The sequence below is a fragment of the Cellulophaga sp. 20_2_10 genome (assembly GCF_023476645.1).
In the GTDB taxonomy this organism is placed as follows: domain Bacteria; phylum Bacteroidota; class Bacteroidia; order Flavobacteriales; family Flavobacteriaceae; genus Cellulophaga.
In genome coordinates this window covers 76566-93718 of sequence record NZ_JAMCOJ010000010.1, presented here as the reverse complement: position 1 = coordinate 93718, position 17153 = coordinate 76566, and the positions used below count along the sequence as shown (strand labels likewise).

Sequence of the window (17153 nt, the reverse complement as noted above, 5' to 3'; positions counted from 1 at the left end):
AAGCGGCTTTGAAGTATAAGTATTATCTTTACTTTTGGCGAACCAATCAATAAAATATAAAAATGAAAAAGAAGGATATTAAGATACTTTTAGTAGACGACGAGCCAGACATTTTGGAAATTGTAAGCTATAACCTATCTGCAGAAGGATACGAGGTTTTTACAGCAAAGAATGGGGTTGAGGCCGTTGCTAAAGCAAAGAAAAAACATCCTCACTTAATTATTTTAGATGTAATGATGCCAGAAATGGATGGTATAGAGGCGTGTGAAATTATTAGAAGCACACCTGGTTTGCAAAACACTATTATTACCTTTTTAACAGCTAGAGGAGAAGATTATTCTCAGGTTGCAGGGTTTGATGCTGGTGCAGACGATTATATTACTAAGCCAATTAAGCCAAAAGTTTTGGTTAGTAAGGTAAAGGCTTTGTTAAGAAGAATTAAAGAAGACGATGCTGCAGAGCAAGAAGATATTGTACAAGTTGGTAATATTATTATTAATAGAGAAGAGTACAAGGTTATTAATGACGGTCAGGAAATTGTATTGCCTAGAAAAGAGTTTGAGCTTTTGGCTTTGCTAACATCTAAGCCTAATAAAGTTTATAAAAGAGAAGTTATTTTAGATAAAGTTTGGGGTAATGAGGTTGTTGTTGGTGGTAGAACCATAGATGTGCACATTAGAAAACTTAGAGAAAAAATAGGAGACGACCATTTTAAAACCGTAAAAGGTGTTGGTTATAAGTTTGTTTTATAATGGCAAAAAGACTAAAAAAGTCATATAAATTCGCTTTTCGTTCATCTCTATTTATTGTACTAACGCTAACATTGTTTTTAGGGGTGTATATGCATTATGCAGCTACTGTAGAGTGGCTGTTTTTAGTGTGTTTTGCAATAGTAAGTTTTGTTGTATCCTTTTTAATAATACAACATAGGGTAGAGCGTTTTATATATAGAAGAATTAAAAAAATATATGATGACGTTTCTCTATTAGAGTCTACTTCTTTTTCTTCGGCACCAATTACTACAGATATAAAAACCTTAACAGAGGAAATTGAAAAATTTGCTCAAGGCAAAAAAATTGAAATTGATACTCTTAAGATTAGAGAAGAGTACAGAAAAGATTTTCTTGGTAATGTGTCTCACGAGCTTAAAACGCCATTATTTACTGTGCAAGGTTATATTTTAACCTTGTTAGATGGTGCTATGGACGATAAAAAAGTGCGAGAAAAATACTTGGAACGTGCTAATAAAGGTGTAGAACGATTAATTTATATTGTTAAAGATTTAGATATGATTACCAAGCTAGAAGCTGGTGGTCTTACTATGGAGTTTGAAGATTTTGATATTGTAGAGTTAATACAAAACGTTTTTGACCTTCTAGAAATGCGTGCTGCTAAAAAGCAAATTACGTTAACTTTTGATATGGAATATAAAAATCCAATACTAGTTAGGGCAGATAAAGAGCGTATGCAACAAGTAGTGTCTAATTTATTGGTAAACTCTATTAAATACGGACACATTAATGGTACAACAGAAGTTAGTGTAGAGAATCTTATAAAAAATAAAGTAATTGTACGTGTTACAGATAATGGCGAGGGTATTTCTAAAGAACACTTGTCTAGACTTTTTGAACGTTTTTACCGTGTAGAAAAGAGTAGAAACAGAGAAGTTGGTGGCTCTGGATTAGGGTTGTCTATTGTAAAACATATTATAGAAGCGCACAACGAAAAAATTTACGTAGAAAGTGTTGTAGATGTGGGGTCAGAGTTTTCTTTTACTTTAGAGAAAACGGCAAATAAAGTTGAGTAATCTATTTCAGATTTAATCTTTTTTAACCCTTTGTAACTCTTAATTTTTTTTAGCAATTCTAAAGTAAAATCGTCCTGATTGCAGGTAGGTGCAATTCCTTTTTTATCTAAGCGTTGGGCAAGATATTCTTGTTCAAACTGGCCAGGAGTTGGTATAAAAAAGGCTTTCTTTTCTAGCTTGGCCAAATCCATTATGGTAGTGTAGCCAGATCTGCAAAGTATAAAATTACTCTCGTTAATAGCGCGCTCTAGTGCTTTAGAACTCATATAATTATAAATAATAGTATTGCCTCTTAAAGATGATATATTTTGCTCATCTTCTATAATTCCTTTTACAAATAAAACATCACCTGGATAGCCAATAAGCTCGTCAAATATTTTTTCTTCAAGCATAGATCGTTGCGGTTCTGGGCCAGATAATAGCACCATTAAGTCGTACTTTTTAGGAGCGTCAGTTTTTGTAAATCTGCTTAAAGGCCCTAAGTATTTAATTTTAAGCTTAGAGTTTTTTAAATGTCCTAATTTGCCCGATAGGTTGGGTTGCTTTTTTGTATCAGGAACCCAGCACTCATCAAATTTTTTAATAATATTTTGATGCAATTTAGTCGTCATCCACGTAGTATTACCCGTAAGCACATTTAATTGATGGGTAATAAAAACACTGGGAACTTTTTTGTAGCATACACCCAAACGGTTATCAGAAATTATACCATCAATATTAAACTCCTTTACTAGTTTTTTGGTTTGCTTTTTTTCTTTCTGTATTGCTTTTAGCATTTTAGGAGAATCCCAAAGCAATTTTAATTTAAAGTTCTTGCCGTTTTTAGCGTATTTTATTTTGTAAGAGGGTAGTTCATGAAATTCTAAGCCCGGAAATTCTTTTTTTAAAAGGTTAAGTGCGTCGCCATCAGACGCAATAACAGGAGTAAATCCTTGGTCTAACAAAGTATTTATTATAGGAATGCACCTAGTAGCGTGTCCTAAGCCCCAATTTAACGGGGCAACCAGTATACGTTTGCTTTTATTCATACTGATAAAGAAACTACTATAAAAACATAAATAGATTTCCTTAGCTTTGCCAAATCATTAAATTTATGTTGTGGGAAGTAAAAATAAGCTAAAGAGGTTTAAAGAGAACGAAACGTTTGATAACGTAATTCAGCCAACAAGAGAGGAAATTGTGGACCAAACATTTGCATTAAAAGGCAAATGGAATACATTTTTTAAGAACGATAATCCAATTATATTAGAATTGGGTTGTGGTAAAGGAGAGTACACCGTTGGTTTAGCTAAACAAAGTCCTAACAAAAATTTTATTGGTGTAGATATTAAGGGAGCTCGTTTTTGGAGGGGTGCAAAAACTGCCATTGAAGAAGAGATGAATAATACAGCGTTTATACGAACGCAGATAGAGTTAATAGATAAACTTTTTGCTGAAGGTGAAGTTTCTGAAATATGGATTACTTTTCCAGATCCACAAATAAAATACAAGCGAACAAAACATAGGTTAACTAACGAGGCTTTTTTGGCTAAGTACAGGCAAATATTAAAGCCAGATGGTGTGGTTAATTTAAAAACCGATAGCGAATTTATGCACGGTTACACATTAGGTTTGTTGCACGGTAAAGGTCTAGAGGTAATCTACGCCAACCATGATGTGTATAAAAACGAAGGAAGTCCAAAAGAGGTGTTAGAAATACAAACTTTCTACGAAAATCAGTATCTTGAAAAAGGAAAACCAATTACCTTTATAAAATTTAGAGTCAATTAACCAATGACACATTTACTTATTCTCTTTTTCGCAACATTTTCTGGTGCCTTTATGGCAACAGTACCTCCTGGGTTGCTAAATATGAATGCTGCAAAAATTAGTGTAGAAAAAGGGAAGTTAAATGGTATTATTTTTAGCATTGGTGTTTCTGTAACTGTAATTTTACAGGCCTATATAGCTGTTGTTATATCTAAGTTTTTACATAATAACCCCGATGTTGTAGGTGTGTTATTAAAAGTGGCCTTAGCTGTATTTGCCTTATTAGGGATTTACTTTTTTGCTATGGCAAGAGAATGGATAAAGCCTAAAAAGAAAGTAAAGCCAAAAATTAGCAAGCGAAATAGTTTTTTTAAAGGTGTTTTTTTAGCAGCAATAAACCTACTTACAATTCCGTATTACAGTGGAATGAATGCTATGTGGAAAGCCTCTGGTTGGATTAAGTTTGAGGTTTGGGATATACTTGTGTTTATTTTTGCAGCAGGTTGTGGTACGTTTGCTGTGTTGTACTTATATACTGTGTACTTTAATAAATTAGAAAAAAAATCTAATGGGTTTTCTAAGAACTCCAATTATATTATAAGTGCGTTAATGCTGTTGCTTTTTATTATAACTTTAATAAGGGTTTACAATCACTAAAAATGGCAGCAGATAATCAGAATTTTTTTGAGAGAGTATATACTGTAGCAACGCAAATACCATATGGCAAAGTAACATCTTACGGTGCTATAGCAAAATACTTGGGTGCTGCTCGTAGTGCTCGTATGGTAGGTTGGGCAATGAATGCTTCTCATTTAAAAGATGAAATACCAGCGCATAGAGTTGTAAATCGTAAAGGTTTGTTAACAGGTAAACATCATTTTGATGGTACCAATCTAATGCAGCAATTGTTAGAAAACGAGGGTGTAGTTGTTATAGACAACCAAATACAAGAGTTAGATAAGCACTTTTGGGATCCGTTTACAGAACTAGAATAAACTAGCTGTTATTTTCTAAATTATTAAAAATTAAGACAGATTAAAGTATAGAGCAAACTGATAAAAGTATGTTATATTTCAATTCTGCAACTTCATAATCTCACCCCTAAACACTATCTTTGCAATTTAGAATCAGTTTAAGTAAAAAGCTGAAAAAGAAAGTACTATACATGAAGCTAAATAAACAAGATGTCTATAAGGCATTAGAGAAGATTACGGTTCCTGGAGAAGGTAAGAATATGGTAGATAGCGGAGCTGTAACTAACGTTATGGTTTTTGGTGATGAGGTAGTTGTAGATATAACTATTAACAATCCAAGTCTACAGGCACGTAAAAAGACAGAAGTTGAGATTTTAAAAACGATACATGCAGAAGTGTATGAGAAGGCTAAAATTACAATTAACGTAAAAGTTGGTGCTGCAGCGGTTAGTGAAAAACCAAAAGCAAACGAAATAAAAGGGAAGCCACTTCCTGGAATAAAAAATATAATAGCTGTAGCCTCTGGTAAAGGAGGTGTAGGTAAATCTACAGTAACAGCTAACCTAGCAGTAACTTTAGCTAAAATGGGCTTTAAAGTTGGTTTATTAGATGCAGATATCTATGGACCATCTATGCCAATTATGTTTGATGTTGCTCAGGAGAAACCTTTAGCAGTAAACATAGACGGTAAGTCTAAAATGAAACCCGTAGAAAGCTATGGAGTTAAATTACTTTCTATTGGCTTTTTTACGCAACCAAACCAAGCAGTTATTTGGAGAGGACCAATGGCATCTAAAGCATTAAATCAAATGATTTTTGATGCACACTGGGGAGAAATAGACTTTATGCTAATAGATTTACCTCCAGGAACAGGAGATATTCACTTAAGCATAATGCAAGCAATGCCAGTTACAGGGGCTGTTATTGTTAGTACACCACAAGAAATTGCTTTGGCAGATGCACGTAAAGGTGTAGCTATGTTTCAGCAAGATTCTATAAACGTTCCTGTTTTAGGAGTTGTAGAAAATATGGCGTATTTTACTCCAGAAGAATTGCCAAATAATAAATATTATATTTTTGGTAAAGAAGGAGCTAAGCATTTATCTGAAGATTTAAAAGTGCCTTTCTTAGGGGAAATTCCTTTAGTACAAAGTATTAGAGAAGCCGGTGATATAGGCAGACCAGCAGCGATGCAAGAAGGTACACTAATAGAAGCTGCTTTTGAGGCTCTTACAAAAAATGTAGTGCAAGAAGTAGTAAATAGAAATACAGATTTACCACCAACAGAGGCTATTAAAATAACAACGATGGCGGGTTGCTCGCCTGTTAATAAGCAGTAAAAAATGACATCAGAAGAGGTAAGGACTAACGTAGAGAAAGCACTGGAAGAAATTCGTCCATTTTTACAGAGTGATGGTGGTGATATTTCGCTAATTTCAATAGATAATAACACTTCTGTAAAAGTAAGACTAGAGGGTGCTTGTGTAGGTTGTAGTGTAAACCAAATGACACTTAAAAGTGGTGTAGAAATGACTATTAAAAAATATGTACCACAAATAGAAGAAGTAATAAACGTAGGTTAATTAAGGCTGATAAATATCATATTTTTAGCATAACAACTTCTGTAATTTTACATTTATTTTTTAAGAATACTTTTACATGATTAAGACAGATATACTAATTATAGGTGCTGGACCAACAGGACTTTTTGCTGTTTTTGAAGCAGGATTATTACAATTAAAATGTCATTTAATAGACGCTTTGCCACAAGCAGGCGGACAATGTTCAGAGATTTATCCTAAGAAACCAATCTACGATATTCCTGGTTTTCCAGAAGTATTGGCAGGTGATTTGGTAGATAATTTAATGGAGCAGATAAAAGCATTTCAACCAGGTTTTACATTGGCAGAACGTGCAGAAACTATAGAGAAACAAGAAGATGGTTCTTTTATAGTTACTACAAATAAAGGTACTAAACACCAAGCGCCAATTGTTGCAATAGCAGGTGGTTTGGGTAGTTTTGAGCCGCGTAAACCATTACTAGAAAACTTAACTAAGTTCGAGGATAATGGTGTTGCTTATATGATAAAAGATCCAGAGGTTTACCGCGATAAAAAAGTGGTTATTGCTGGTGGTGGAGATTCTGCTTTAGATTGGAGTATCTTTTTAGCTGATATAGCTGCTGAGGTTACTCTGGTACATAGAAGAAATGAATTTAGAGGAGCTTTAGACTCTGTTGAAAAAGTACAGCAACTAAAAAATGCAGGTAAAATTAACCTTGTAACACCAGCAGAAATTGTTGGTTTAAGAGGTGATGATGCGCTTACTGCTGTAGAAATTAAAAAAACAGGAGAAGACGAAAATATTATTTTAGAGGTCGACAGTTTTATAGCATTGTTTGGTTTGTCTCCAAAACTAGGTCCAATAGGAGATTGGGGTCTAGAGATAGAGAAAAATGCAATAAAAGTTGATAATGCTTTAGATTACCAAACAAACATACCTGGTATTTATGCTATTGGTGATGTGAATACGTATCCTGGCAAATTAAAACTAATATTGTGTGGTTTTCATGAAGCTACATTAATGTGTCAAAGTGCGTATCAAAAAATATATCCAGATAAAAAATATGTAATGAAATATACTACCGTTGGTGGTGTTACAGGTTTTGATGGAACTAAAAAAGAGTCGCCAAAAGCAGTTGTAAAAGCAATAGAATAATAATGAGTGATATTAAATTAAAAATAACAGACAGAGAAGGTGTTTTACACGAAGTAGATGCACCAACTGATATGAATATGAATTTAATGGAGGTTGTACGTTCTTATGAACTTGCTCCAGAGGGTACAATTGGTATTTGTGGTGGTATGGCTATGTGTGCTTCTTGTCAATGTTATGTTACTTCTAGCCACGACTTACCAGAAATGTCTGATGATGAAGATGCAATGTTAGCGGAAGCTTTTAATGTAAAAGATAATAGTAGGTTGGGTTGTCAATTACATATGACACCAGAATTAGACGGATTAGAAGTTGAGTTGGCTCCAGAGAGTTAATTAATTACTTTTCAAAATATAAAAAAGCTCAAATTCTATGTTACAAGAATTTGAGCTTTTTTGATTTATATAAAGGCAAGATATCTCAATTATATTCTTGCTTGGTAGGTAAACAAATTAAAGTAACGCCCTTCTTTTGCAATAAGCTCATCATGTGTTCCGCGTTCTGCAATTTCGCCATTTTCTATAACCAATATTTTATCGGCTTTACGTATGGTACTTAGTCTGTGTGCAATAACAAAAGTTGTTCTTCCTTCTGTTAATGTAGCTAAACTTTTCTGTATTAAAGCTTCACTTTCTGTATCTAAGTTAGACGTGGCCTCATCTAAAATTAATATTTTAGGATTGGCCAAAATTGCTCTAGCAATTGCAATACGTTGGCGTTGTCCGCCAGATAGTTTAACACCACGTTCACCAATTAATGTTTCTAAGCCATCATCAAACCTGTCTGTAAATTCGTTTACGTAGGCAGCATTAACGGCATTTAATAATTCCTCTTCGCTAGCATTTGGTCTAGGAAAAAGTATGTTGTTACGTATGGTTCCTTCAAATAGAAAATCGTCCTGTAAAACAACACCTAAATGTTGTCTAAAACTATTTAAATCAACCTTAGATAAATCGTTGCCATCTATTGTAATACTGCCTTCAGCCGGATTTAAAAAACTAGCTGCTAAGCCAGCAATGGTAGATTTTCCTGAGCCCGAACTACCAACAAGAGCAACTACTTGCCCAGAGCTCACTGTAAAGTTTACATTAGTTAAGACTTCTTTATCTTCTTCATAAGCAAAAGACACGTTGTTAAAAGCAACATCACCTTTAATATCATCTAATACAATTGTACGGTCTTTTTCATCTGCTTCGGCAGTCATATTCATAAGTTCCTCTGTTCGGTCTAAACCTGCAAGAGCTTCTGTAAGCTGACTCCCAACATTACTCATTTGTACAATAGGAGCTACCATTAAGGCTAATAAAAATGTAAACTGAAAATACTCACCCGTTGTTAAGTCGCCCGTAATTAATAAATAACCACCATAACCCATCATAATACCTGTAGTGGCAAGTCCTAATAAAAAAGTAGAGGAGCTTGTCATTACTGCCGTTGCTGTTAAGCTCTTTTTTACATTTTCATATAATTTAGCAACACCGTCTTCAAAAATTTTATTTTCTTGTTCCTCGGCATTAAATCCTTTAATAACTCTAACACCGCTTAATGTTTCTGTTAATCTACCTTTTACTTCTGCATTTATTTTTCCTCTTTCTCTAAATACAGGACGTATAATCTTAAATGCTTTTAAAGAAATAAAGGCAAACAGAATTAAAGGAACAAAAGCCATAACCGTCATTTGTAAACTAATTTGCACTAGTAAAACAACAGAGACTACAGCAGTAATTGTACCACCAACTAGTTGTACTAGACCAGTACCTATAAGGTTACGTACACCTTCTACATCACTCATTATTCTAGAGACTAAACTACCAGATTTGTTGTTGTCAAAAAAACTAATAGGTAAAGACAGTACTTTTTTCTGTACTTGTGCTCGTAGTTCAGATATTAAATACTGTGCCTGTATACTTAGTACTTTAGTAAGTAAAAATGATGTTATGGCTTGTACCAAAAAGGCGCCAATTACCAATGCAACTAAAGTCTTTAAAAAAGGAATGTCTTTATTAGGTACAATATCATCCATTAAATATTTAAGAGATATTGGTGCAACAAAACTTGCTGCCTTGCTAATTACAATTAATAAAAGACCCATAAAAACAAGTTTTCGTCTAGGCCAAATTATAGTTTTAAATGCGGTTAAAATGCTTACTTTTTTCTCTGCCATCGTTCTGTTTTCAATTTATATGCAAGGTAATTTAAATCTGTCTTAATTTTAGTTATCTGCTTTATTAATAAGGATATCAACCTAAAAAAACCTTTAAAATTAGTTTTTAAAACAGAAGTCTAGTATTTTCACACAAACCGTTTTAATAGCTCCATCAAAATGAAAATTGCTCTATCGACTCTGCTTATTCTTTGCTTATTTATTAGTTGTAAAGAGGCTCCTGAAAAAAATAAAAATTTAGATCGTTGGCAAGCACACGCAGATAATACCACTATAATTAGAGATGCTTACGGTGTGCCACATATTTATGGTAAAACAGATGCAGATGCCGTTTTTGGATTGTTATATGCGCAATGCGAGGATGATTTTAACCGAGTAGAGCAAAATTACATATGGGCAACTGGTAGGTTGGCAGAGGTAGATGGCGAGGATGCTTTGTATAGCGATTTACGTGCAAAGTTATTTATGACACAAGAAGAGGCAATTGCCAATTATAAGAAGAGCCCAGAGTGGCTAAAAGAATTGTGTAATGCATTTGCGGATGGTGTAAATTATTATTTGCACACACACCCAGAGGTTACACCTAGATTGTTAACTAAGTTTGAGCCTTGGATGCCAATGTACTTTAGTGAAGGCTCTATTGGTGGTGATATAGAACGAATTTCAGCTCGTAAAATAAAAGCTTTTTATGAGGATGATATGGAAATCCCTGAAGCGACAGAATTAAAAATTGAAGAAGAAAAAGCAGAATTAGAACCACAAGGATCTAACGGAATTGCAATTTCGGGCAAGTTAACGCAGTCAGGAAATACAATGTTACTAATTAATCCGCATACCTCATTTTTCTTTAGGGGAGAAGTACACGTGGTTAGTGAAGAAGGTCTAAATGCTTATGGAGCTGTTACTTGGGGTCAGTTTTTTGTATACCAGGGTTTTAATGAAAAAACAGGTTGGATGCATACCTCTACATACACAGATGTTATGGATGAGTTTAAAGAAACTATTGTAAATCTTCAGGGCGATTTAAAATACCAATACGGTGAAGAACTTAGAGATGTTGTTGAAGATTCGGTAGCGTTAAAATATAAGGTCGGAGATAGCATTCGTCAAAAAACATTTAAAACGTACAGAACACATCATGGACCAATTACACATAAAGAAGATGGGCAATGGACAGCCTCTGCTATGATGTGGGAACCTGTAAAAGCATTAGAACAATCTTACATTAGAACAAAACAAGAGGGGTATAAGGGGTTTAGAGAAATGATGGATATGCGTACCAACTCGTCTAACAATACGGTGTATGCAGATGCAGAAGGTAACATCGCTTATTTTCATGGCAATTTTGTGCCAGTGCGCGATACTATTTATGATTATACCAAACCTGTGGAAGGGAGTAATCCCCAAACCGATTGGAAAGGGTTGCACACCGTAGATGAAAATATTTTGCTTTTAAACCCTAAAAATGGATGGTTGCAAAACTGTAATTCTACACCTTATACAGCAGCTTTAGAGTACAGTCCCAAAAGAGAAAACTATCCTAACTATATGTCTAAAGACTACGAAAATTTTAGAGGTGTGCACGCTATTTCCTTGCTAAAAGACAGGAAAGACTATACGTTAGATAGTCTTATAAAATTAGCACACGACCCCTATTTACCGGCGTTTGAAAAATTAATTCCAGGATTGGTAGAGGCGTATGATAAAGCGGATAAAACAAAACTACTTGGCGCACCTATAGAAGTTTTGCGTAACTGGGACTTTAAAACCTCAAAAGAATCTGTGGCTATGACGTTGGCTCATTATTACGGTACTATGTATGATAGAAACGTAAAAATGCCAGGTAAAATGACAGATATGGAAGCAATGACTTATTTTGGGACAGGATCCCCAATGTCTGAGCGTTTGTCAATTTTTAGAGCGGTTATAGAAAGATTAGAGTCGGACTTTGGAACTTGGAATATTCCTTGGGGAGAGGTAAATAGATATCAACGTTTAAATGGTGATATAGAACAAGCTTTTAATGATGATGAGCCAAGTGTAGCTGTAGGTTATGCTTCTGGTCGTTGGGGTGCTTTAGCGGCTTATGGTGTTAGTTATACCAACGATACAAAAAAGATATATGGCACACGTGGCAATAGTTTTGTGGCTGCCGTGGAATTTGGAGATAGAATAAAAGCAAAAACTATTTTAGCAGGCGGACAAAGCGGAGATCCTACTTCTCCGCATTTTAACGATCAAACTGATGCGTACATAAATATGCAATTTAAAACAATAGCCTTTTATAAGGACGATGTTTTAAAACAAGCAGAAAAAACGTACCATCCTGGAGAAGTAAAGTAATTAAGTATGATTAAAAAAATAGCTTTTTTAGTTCTTGTTTGTTTTACAGCTATTGGTTTTGCACAAGGTTATGAGTATCCAGTAATTAAAGATATAGTAACCGATAATGCGGGTATTTTTAGTGCTAATGAAGCACAGTCTTTACGAGAAAAGTTAACCGATTTTGAAACAGAAACTACAACACAATTGGTAGTGCTTACTGTTAGTTCTTTAGGCGGACAAAATATAGAAGATTTCGCAAACAAAACGTTTAACCAAAACAAACTAGGACAAGAAAAAGAAGACAATGGTATTTTAATTCTTTTCTCTAAGTTTGATAGAGAGGTTAGAATAGAGGTTGGTTACGGTTTAGAACCGTATATTACAGATATAGTTGCAAAGCGAATTATAGAAGGTACTATGATTCCTGAGTTTAAAGAAGATGCTCACTTTACCGGAATAGACAAAGCTACAGACCAATTGATAAGCTTTATTAAAAACCCGGAAGCACTAGAGAAATTTAAAGAGCTTATAAAGGAGAGAGATCGTAAACAAAATAGAATTGCAAATATCGTATTATCCATCTTTGGTTTTTTCTTTTTAATTGCGGGTGGATTTGTTATTTATCAGTCAGCAAAAACAGCACTAAAAATTTTAAAAAAGTTTTTTACGGCAGAGATTGGGCTTATCTTTTTTACAATAAACATACTAGTATATATACTATATTTTTGTTTTGGCTTTGTAATGTTCGCAGTTGTTATTTTTGGAATATTGCAAAAAAATGGTTTTAATATTAAGCCATTTTTAGCATCTAATACAGTATTACTTTTGTGTGTTTCTGTTGGCTTGTTTGTTTTAACTTGTACAGTAATTGCAGTTGTGAATCTTGTAGTAAAAAATAAAACTAAATTGTCTTTTTCATTGTTTAAGAGCGATTATGATTCTTTTATTACGGCAATAAAGAGTATTGGCTCTACAAAAGTTGGTGGTGGTTCTTCAGGTAGCTCATACAGTAGTTATAGTAGCAGCTCTAGTAGTTTTTCTGGTGGAGGAGGAAGCTCTGGTGGAGGTGGAGCAAGTGGTAGTTGGTAATTTTTTATCACGCAAAAACTAGAAGTAAAAAGCTATCTTATTTTTATATCTTAAAATTTATAATGATATTGTGAATTGGAATACTATTTAGGCTATTCTAAAAATAAGACACAAACCATTGCAACAAGAAAAAGCACTAGCATTATTAAAATCTGGTAAAAATGTATTTTTAACAGGTTCTGCAGGTACAGGGAAAACATATGTTTTAAACCAGTACATTACGTATTTAAAAAAACGAAGAATACCAGTTGCTATAACTGCATCTACAGGTATTGCAGCTACGCATATGAATGGGATGACCATACATTCTTGGGCTGGTTTTGGTATAAAAGAACAACTTACCAGAGCCAATCTAAATTCTATGAAGGAGAAAAAGTACCTTAAGGAACATTTAGAAAACGCTAAAATTTTAATTATTGATGAAATATCTATGCTGCATAAAAAACAGTTAGATATGGTAGATACTGTTTTGCAATTTTTTAAGGAGAACGATGAACCTTTTGGAGATATACAAGTTGTGGTCTGTGGCGATTTTTTTCAGTTACCACCTATTGGCAATCAAAATGAAAAAAGTAAAGATAAATTTGCTTTTATGTCTGCCGCTTGGGTTGCTGCTAAGTTTAATGTATGTTATTTAACAGAGCAATATAGACAGGCAAATGAAGATGTTTTAAATACTATTTTAAATGAAATTAGAATAGGGAAAATATCTAAAGAAAGTATAGCGCAACTAAAAAAAGCAGAGAAAAATACATTTAGTGATGATGATGAGCCTACTAAATTGTTTACCCATAATTATGATGTAGACCAAATAAACACACAACACTTACAACAACTAAAAGGTAAGGTTAAAAGGTATACAGCTACAACTAAAGGGAATAAAAAGCTGGTAGAAACTTTAAAAAAATCGGTTTTAGCAAAGGAAGAGTTAGAGCTAAAAATGCATACCAAAGTTATGTTTGTACGTAACAACCAAGAACAAGGGTATGTAAATGGTACTTTGGGTACTATTGTTAGTTTTAATGATGACGGATTTCCGGTTGTAAAAACAGCGCAAGGAAAACGTATTTCTGTAAAGCAAGAAAATTGGGGTGTTCATGATGATACAGGTAAAGTTTTAGCTAGTCTAGACCAAATACCATTGCGTTTGGCTTGGGCAATAACGGTACATAAATGTCAGGGTATGACGTTAGATGGCGCACTTATAGACCTATCTAAAACCTTTGAAAAGGGACAGGGTTATGTGGCACTTTCCAGATTAAAAAATATTGAAAATTTAAAACTTTTAGGTTTTAATGAAATGGCATTACAGGTAGATGGTTTGGCGCATAAAGCGGATAAACGCTTTTTGGAATTATCTACAGAAGCAGACCAAAAATATGTTCTAAATAATTTAGAGGAAGAAGCAATTAAATTTGTGGTAGACTGTGGTGGGTTAACCAATTTAAAAGCAATAGAAAAGCACGCCAAGAAAATTATAGATAAAAAAGTACAAAGCGATTCTACCTACGATGTTACTTTAGATTATTTTAGAAAAAAACTAACTCTAGAAGAAATTGCGGACCAAAGGGGACTATCTACCGGTACAATTGCTGGACATTTAATTAAATTATGTAAAGATTATCCTGAAGAAGATTTTAGTTTCTATCAACCTAAAGAACAAATAATTAAAGATGTTGAAAAAGCTAAAAATAAACAGAAAAAAGGAGCCCCTGTTAGTTTAAAATCAATTTTTGAAACCTTAAATAAAAAAGTAGCTTATAATGATATTAAGCTAGCACTAGCTTTTATTGGTAGAGAATAGTTTATTCTTGTACTACAATAATAGTAGCTTTGGACCCAGTAGAAAGTAACCATTTTTTAGAAGAGATTACCTTTCCTGTTTCGTCATAGATGTTTACCTGTGCGGTATTTGGTCCAGATGTACCTTGGTTTAAAGCTTCAAAATCTATACGATTAAATCCTTTTTTTAATGTTAGGTTTACACCTTTAAAAATACCGTCAAGCATTAAATTATGCTCTATTACTTTGCCGTCTGCATATATTTTTACACGGTCGCCATCTACATATTCGTGGTCTCTACAAACGATACCAACAAATTTTCCGGTAGTTTTTACATCACCTAAATATTGGTCTCCATGAAACGATTTAGAATCCTTTTTTTCTTCAAATCCTAAACGTGGATTTAATTTTACATCTCGTCCAGGTTTAACCAGTCTGTTGTCTGGAGTCATGTCAATTCTAGGTTTCATCATAGAATCTAAAAAATTGACATTCGGCTGTTTTTTAATTTCTGGAATAATGTAAACAGCAGGCGGAGCTGTTTTACTTTCTTTCTTTGCTTCAATTTTTAAAGGTATTACAGTCGTTTCTTGTGCTACAACTGGTGCAACAAAAAATAGAATAACCAATAACGTAAATAATGTATATCGCATTAAAAATTGTAAAAATTATAATATAAAGATAGCAAATACCTTGCCACGCCATAAAAAATTGTTGTTAAAAAACGGTTTAGAATTATTTATTAGATAAACTGCAAGCCGTTTTTAATAGGCTCATTTTTAACACTAATTTTTTGTAGAAGCCGTTTTTTAGTACCGTTTTTATTTTAAATTAGCCAGCTAATTATACGCGTATGAAAAAGGCAAGAATTGCTTTGGCTGTGGGGGTTTTATGTATTTCTGTATTCCCTATTTTAGTGAAATTGAATTTAACACCAGGTGTAATTTCTGCTTTTTATAGAATGGCAGTAGCATCTGTATGTATTTTACCATATGTTTTACTAACAAAACAGTTTAAGATTACAGCAAAGAAACCATTTTTTTATGCCATACTTTGTGGTGTAGTTTTTGGTTTAGATGTTGCTGTTTGGAATATTGCAATACAAGAGTCTACAGCAACGCAAGCTACGCTTTTAACTAATTTATCTCCTGTTTGGGTTGGTGTTGGTGCGTTCTTCTTTTTAAAAGATAAACCTACTAAAAACTTTTGGATAGGCACCGTTGTTGCTATTATAGGGATGATGATGCTTGTAGGCTTTAAGACCTTTATTAACTTAGATTTTAATTTAGCATTTGGCTTTGCGGTACTATCGGGTATGTTATACGCCGTTTATATGCTACTGAGTAAAAATATTTTAAACCAGATGAATGTACTTACGTTTATGACCATAAGTGTTGTAGCGTCTACCGTATTTTTAGGAATAGTAAGTTATGCTATAAACGAGCCATTTACGGGTTTTTCTAATGCAGGTTGGTTTGTGTTAATTGTGCAAGGTTTGGTTTGTCAGCTTTTAGCGTGGTTGCTTATAAGTTATGCAACAAAGCATATGAGAGCCACAAGAGTATCTGTTAGTTTGCTAGGGCAAGCTATACTAGCTTCTTTTTTAGCTTGGTTATTTCTTGACGAAGCTATTTCTGTGCAAATGGTAATAGGCGGATTAATCTTGCTTTTTGGAATACGAATTACATTTTACCAAAAAGAAGTCTTTGCTAAAAAGAGAATTTTAAACCGAAAATTCTCTTAGTACTTATACTTCGGTCAAAGTGTGTCTATTAGCTTCAATTAAATTGCTAATAGTATCCCAAAGATAAATACGTTGTTGTAAAGATTCTTTGGCTACCCTTAAAGTCTCTTGCCATTTGGTATCGTCTTCACCACATAATTCAGAGATCATCTGTAGTGATAATGGTCCGTGTTCATCACCATCTAGTTCTATATGTCTTTCTAGGTAATAGGTTAGTTTGTTGTAGTGTTTGTTTTCTGAATCAGCATTTTTAAGAATTTCAACAAACATATCTGGTATAAGATCTTCTCTGCCAAAAGTAAATGCAGAGGCAATTAAATGAGGCTTGTTGGTTGCAATAATTTTAAAGCTATAGTTTACAAAATTGGCAACATTTTTATCTAGTTTAGTTTTTTCTAAGGCAGAAGCAACTGGTTCCTTTTCTGTTATAAGATTGATGAAAGATGCTATGCTAGTAGTATTGGCTTTTATTTGTTGCATTGCCTCTAAGTACATTGTAAAATGACTCTTAGGTTCTCCTAGTTCGTTAATATCGCTTTCTTCTCCGTGTACAATTTCGTTAATAAAACGAGCAAGTGTTGGGTTGCTAGCAGGAATCCAAGGAATGTCTGTACATGTTAAATTTCTTTGTAATGCTTTTAAGAGCGACATAAAATCCCATACAGCATAAACATGGTTTTCCATAAACACTTTAATATCGTTTACGTCCTTTAAGTCCGCGTAAAGTTTGTGGTTTTGAAGTGCTTTTCTTAATTCAGAAATTTCTTTTTCAATATGCTCAATTCTATTCATTTTCTTAAAATT

Annotated in this window: 17 protein-coding genes; 13 read left to right on the top strand and 4 right to left on the bottom strand. The window is 33.7% G+C overall.

What is annotated here, in order from left to right; genetic code table 11:
* The first annotated feature begins 62 nt into the window (after positions 1-62).
* On the top strand, positions 63-752 hold the full coding sequence (locus M4I21_RS15555; protein WP_072304301.1) for a response regulator transcription factor: 690 nt from the start codon (positions 63-65) through the stop codon (positions 750-752).
* A complete protein-coding gene (locus M4I21_RS15550; RefSeq protein ID WP_249560147.1) occupies positions 752-1807 on the top strand; it encodes a sensor histidine kinase in 1056 nt (351 codons plus the stop codon). The genes M4I21_RS15555 and M4I21_RS15550 overlap by 1 nt, the downstream gene beginning before the upstream one ends.
* On the opposite strand, the gene M4I21_RS15545 is transcribed toward M4I21_RS15550, so the two are convergent.
* On the bottom strand, positions 1732-2835 hold the full coding sequence (locus M4I21_RS15545; protein WP_249560146.1) for a glycosyltransferase: 1104 nt from the start codon (positions 2833-2835) through the stop codon (positions 1732-1734). The two genes, M4I21_RS15550 and M4I21_RS15545, sit on opposite strands and share 76 nt — an antisense overlap.
* Before the next feature lie 70 nt (positions 2836-2905).
* Here M4I21_RS15545 and trmB point away from each other — a divergent pair, with 70 nt between their 5' ends.
* The 7 genes from trmB to M4I21_RS15510 all read left to right on the top strand — a co-directional run bounded on the left by trmB (position 2906) and on the right by M4I21_RS15510 (position 7580).
* On the top strand, positions 2906-3577 hold the full coding sequence (trmB, locus tag M4I21_RS15540; RefSeq protein WP_249560145.1) for a tRNA (guanosine(46)-N7)-methyltransferase TrmB: 672 nt from the start codon (positions 2906-2908) through the stop codon (positions 3575-3577).
* A gap of 3 nt (positions 3578-3580) precedes the next feature.
* Complete coding sequence (locus M4I21_RS15535; protein WP_249560144.1) at positions 3581-4213, top strand: LysE family transporter; 633 nt, start codon at positions 3581-3583, stop codon at positions 4211-4213.
* A gap of 2 nt (positions 4214-4215) precedes the next feature.
* Entirely contained in the window at positions 4216-4551 is a 336-nt protein-coding gene (locus M4I21_RS15530; protein ID WP_249560143.1) for an MGMT family protein, read from the top strand.
* Between the two features lie 170 nt (positions 4552-4721).
* Positions 4722-5870, top strand: coding sequence for an Mrp/NBP35 family ATP-binding protein (locus M4I21_RS15525; protein WP_249560142.1), 1149 nt, complete (start codon positions 4722-4724; stop codon positions 5868-5870).
* Between the two features lie 3 nt (positions 5871-5873).
* Positions 5874-6113 (top strand): NifU family protein, encoded by a 240-nt coding sequence (locus M4I21_RS15520; protein WP_249560141.1) that lies wholly within the window; start codon positions 5874-5876, stop codon positions 6111-6113.
* A gap of 76 nt (positions 6114-6189) precedes the next feature.
* Positions 6190-7248 (top strand): NAD(P)/FAD-dependent oxidoreductase, encoded by a 1059-nt coding sequence (locus M4I21_RS15515; protein ID WP_249560140.1) that lies wholly within the window; start codon positions 6190-6192, stop codon positions 7246-7248.
* Positions 7249-7250: 2 nt separating this feature from the next.
* Positions 7251-7580 carry a 2Fe-2S iron-sulfur cluster-binding family protein gene (locus M4I21_RS15510; protein WP_072304292.1) on the top strand — a complete coding sequence of 110 codons (330 nt, stop codon included), beginning with the start codon at positions 7251-7253 and terminating at the stop codon, positions 7578-7580.
* Between the two features lie 89 nt (positions 7581-7669).
* Here M4I21_RS15510 and M4I21_RS15505 read toward each other — a convergent pair whose 3' ends face one another.
* Entirely contained in the window at positions 7670-9409 is a 1740-nt protein-coding gene (locus tag M4I21_RS15505) for an ABC transporter ATP-binding protein (protein ID WP_249560139.1), read from the bottom strand.
* 159 nt (positions 9410-9568) lie between these two features.
* Between M4I21_RS15505 and M4I21_RS15500 the strand changes: the two genes are divergently transcribed.
* The 3 genes from M4I21_RS15500 (at position 9569) to M4I21_RS15490 (ending at position 14627) form a co-directional block, all read left to right on the top strand.
* Entirely contained in the window at positions 9569-11752 is a 2184-nt protein-coding gene (locus M4I21_RS15500) for an acylase (RefSeq protein ID WP_249560138.1), read from the top strand.
* Positions 11753-11758: 6 nt separating this feature from the next.
* Positions 11759-12823: a TPM domain-containing protein gene (locus tag M4I21_RS15495; protein ID WP_249560137.1), complete on the top strand. Its 1065-nt coding sequence runs from the start codon at positions 11759-11761 to the stop codon at positions 12821-12823.
* 118 nt (positions 12824-12941) lie between these two features.
* On the top strand, positions 12942-14627 hold the full coding sequence (locus M4I21_RS15490) for a DEAD/DEAH box helicase (RefSeq protein ID WP_249560136.1): 1686 nt from the start codon (positions 12942-12944) through the stop codon (positions 14625-14627).
* Position 14628: 1 nt separating this feature from the next.
* Here the strand turns inward: M4I21_RS15490 and M4I21_RS15485 are convergent, their stop codons facing one another.
* On the bottom strand, positions 14629-15258 hold the full coding sequence (locus M4I21_RS15485) for a hypothetical protein (RefSeq protein WP_249560135.1): 630 nt from the start codon (positions 15256-15258) through the stop codon (positions 14629-14631).
* 200 nt (positions 15259-15458) lie between these two features.
* Here M4I21_RS15485 and M4I21_RS15480 point away from each other — a divergent pair, with 200 nt between their 5' ends.
* The gene (locus M4I21_RS15480; protein ID WP_249560134.1) at positions 15459-16349 is read left to right on the top strand and encodes a DMT family transporter; all 891 of its coding nucleotides are present in this window, start codon (positions 15459-15461) and stop codon (positions 16347-16349) included.
* A 3-nt stretch (positions 16350-16352) separates the two neighbouring features.
* Here the strand turns inward: M4I21_RS15480 and M4I21_RS15475 are convergent, their stop codons facing one another.
* On the bottom strand, positions 16353-17141 hold the full coding sequence (locus M4I21_RS15475) for a DUF3050 domain-containing protein (protein ID WP_249560133.1): 789 nt from the start codon (positions 17139-17141) through the stop codon (positions 16353-16355).
* Positions 17142-17153: the final 12 nt, after the last annotated feature.

What these genes read in the sequence shown, in the direction of transcription:
- M4I21_RS15545 (WP_249560146.1), bottom strand. Translation starts at nt 2,835, where the DNA reads ATGAATAAAAGCAAACGTATACTGGTTGCCCCGTTAAATTGGGGCTTA.
- M4I21_RS15505 (WP_249560139.1), bottom strand. Translation starts at nt 9,409, where the DNA reads ATGGCAGAGAAAAAAGTAAGCATTTTAACCGCATTTAAAACTATAATT.
- M4I21_RS15500 (WP_249560138.1), top strand. Translation starts at nt 9,569, where the DNA reads ATGAAAATTGCTCTATCGACTCTGCTTATTCTTTGCTTATTTATTAGT.
- M4I21_RS15555 (WP_072304301.1), top strand. Translation starts at nt 63, where the DNA reads ATGAAAAAGAAGGATATTAAGATACTTTTAGTAGACGACGAGCCAGAC.
- M4I21_RS15535 (WP_249560144.1), top strand. Translation starts at nt 3,581, where the DNA reads ATGACACATTTACTTATTCTCTTTTTCGCAACATTTTCTGGTGCCTTT.
- M4I21_RS15495 (WP_249560137.1), top strand. Translation starts at nt 11,759, where the DNA reads ATGATTAAAAAAATAGCTTTTTTAGTTCTTGTTTGTTTTACAGCTATT.
- M4I21_RS15510 (WP_072304292.1), top strand. Translation starts at nt 7,251, where the DNA reads ATGAGTGATATTAAATTAAAAATAACAGACAGAGAAGGTGTTTTACAC.
- M4I21_RS15550 (WP_249560147.1), top strand. Translation starts at nt 752, where the DNA reads ATGGCAAAAAGACTAAAAAAGTCATATAAATTCGCTTTTCGTTCATCT.
- M4I21_RS15475 (WP_249560133.1), bottom strand. Translation starts at nt 17,141, where the DNA reads ATGAATAGAATTGAGCATATTGAAAAAGAAATTTCTGAATTAAGAAAA.
- M4I21_RS15525 (WP_249560142.1), top strand. Translation starts at nt 4,722, where the DNA reads ATGAAGCTAAATAAACAAGATGTCTATAAGGCATTAGAGAAGATTACG.
- M4I21_RS15530 (WP_249560143.1), top strand. Translation starts at nt 4,216, where the DNA reads ATGGCAGCAGATAATCAGAATTTTTTTGAGAGAGTATATACTGTAGCA.
- M4I21_RS15480 (WP_249560134.1), top strand. Translation starts at nt 15,459, where the DNA reads ATGAAAAAGGCAAGAATTGCTTTGGCTGTGGGGGTTTTATGTATTTCT.
- M4I21_RS15515 (WP_249560140.1), top strand. Translation starts at nt 6,190, where the DNA reads ATGATTAAGACAGATATACTAATTATAGGTGCTGGACCAACAGGACTT.
- M4I21_RS15485 (WP_249560135.1), bottom strand. Translation starts at nt 15,258, where the DNA reads ATGCGATATACATTATTTACGTTATTGGTTATTCTATTTTTTGTTGCA.
- M4I21_RS15520 (WP_249560141.1), top strand. Translation starts at nt 5,874, where the DNA reads ATGACATCAGAAGAGGTAAGGACTAACGTAGAGAAAGCACTGGAAGAA.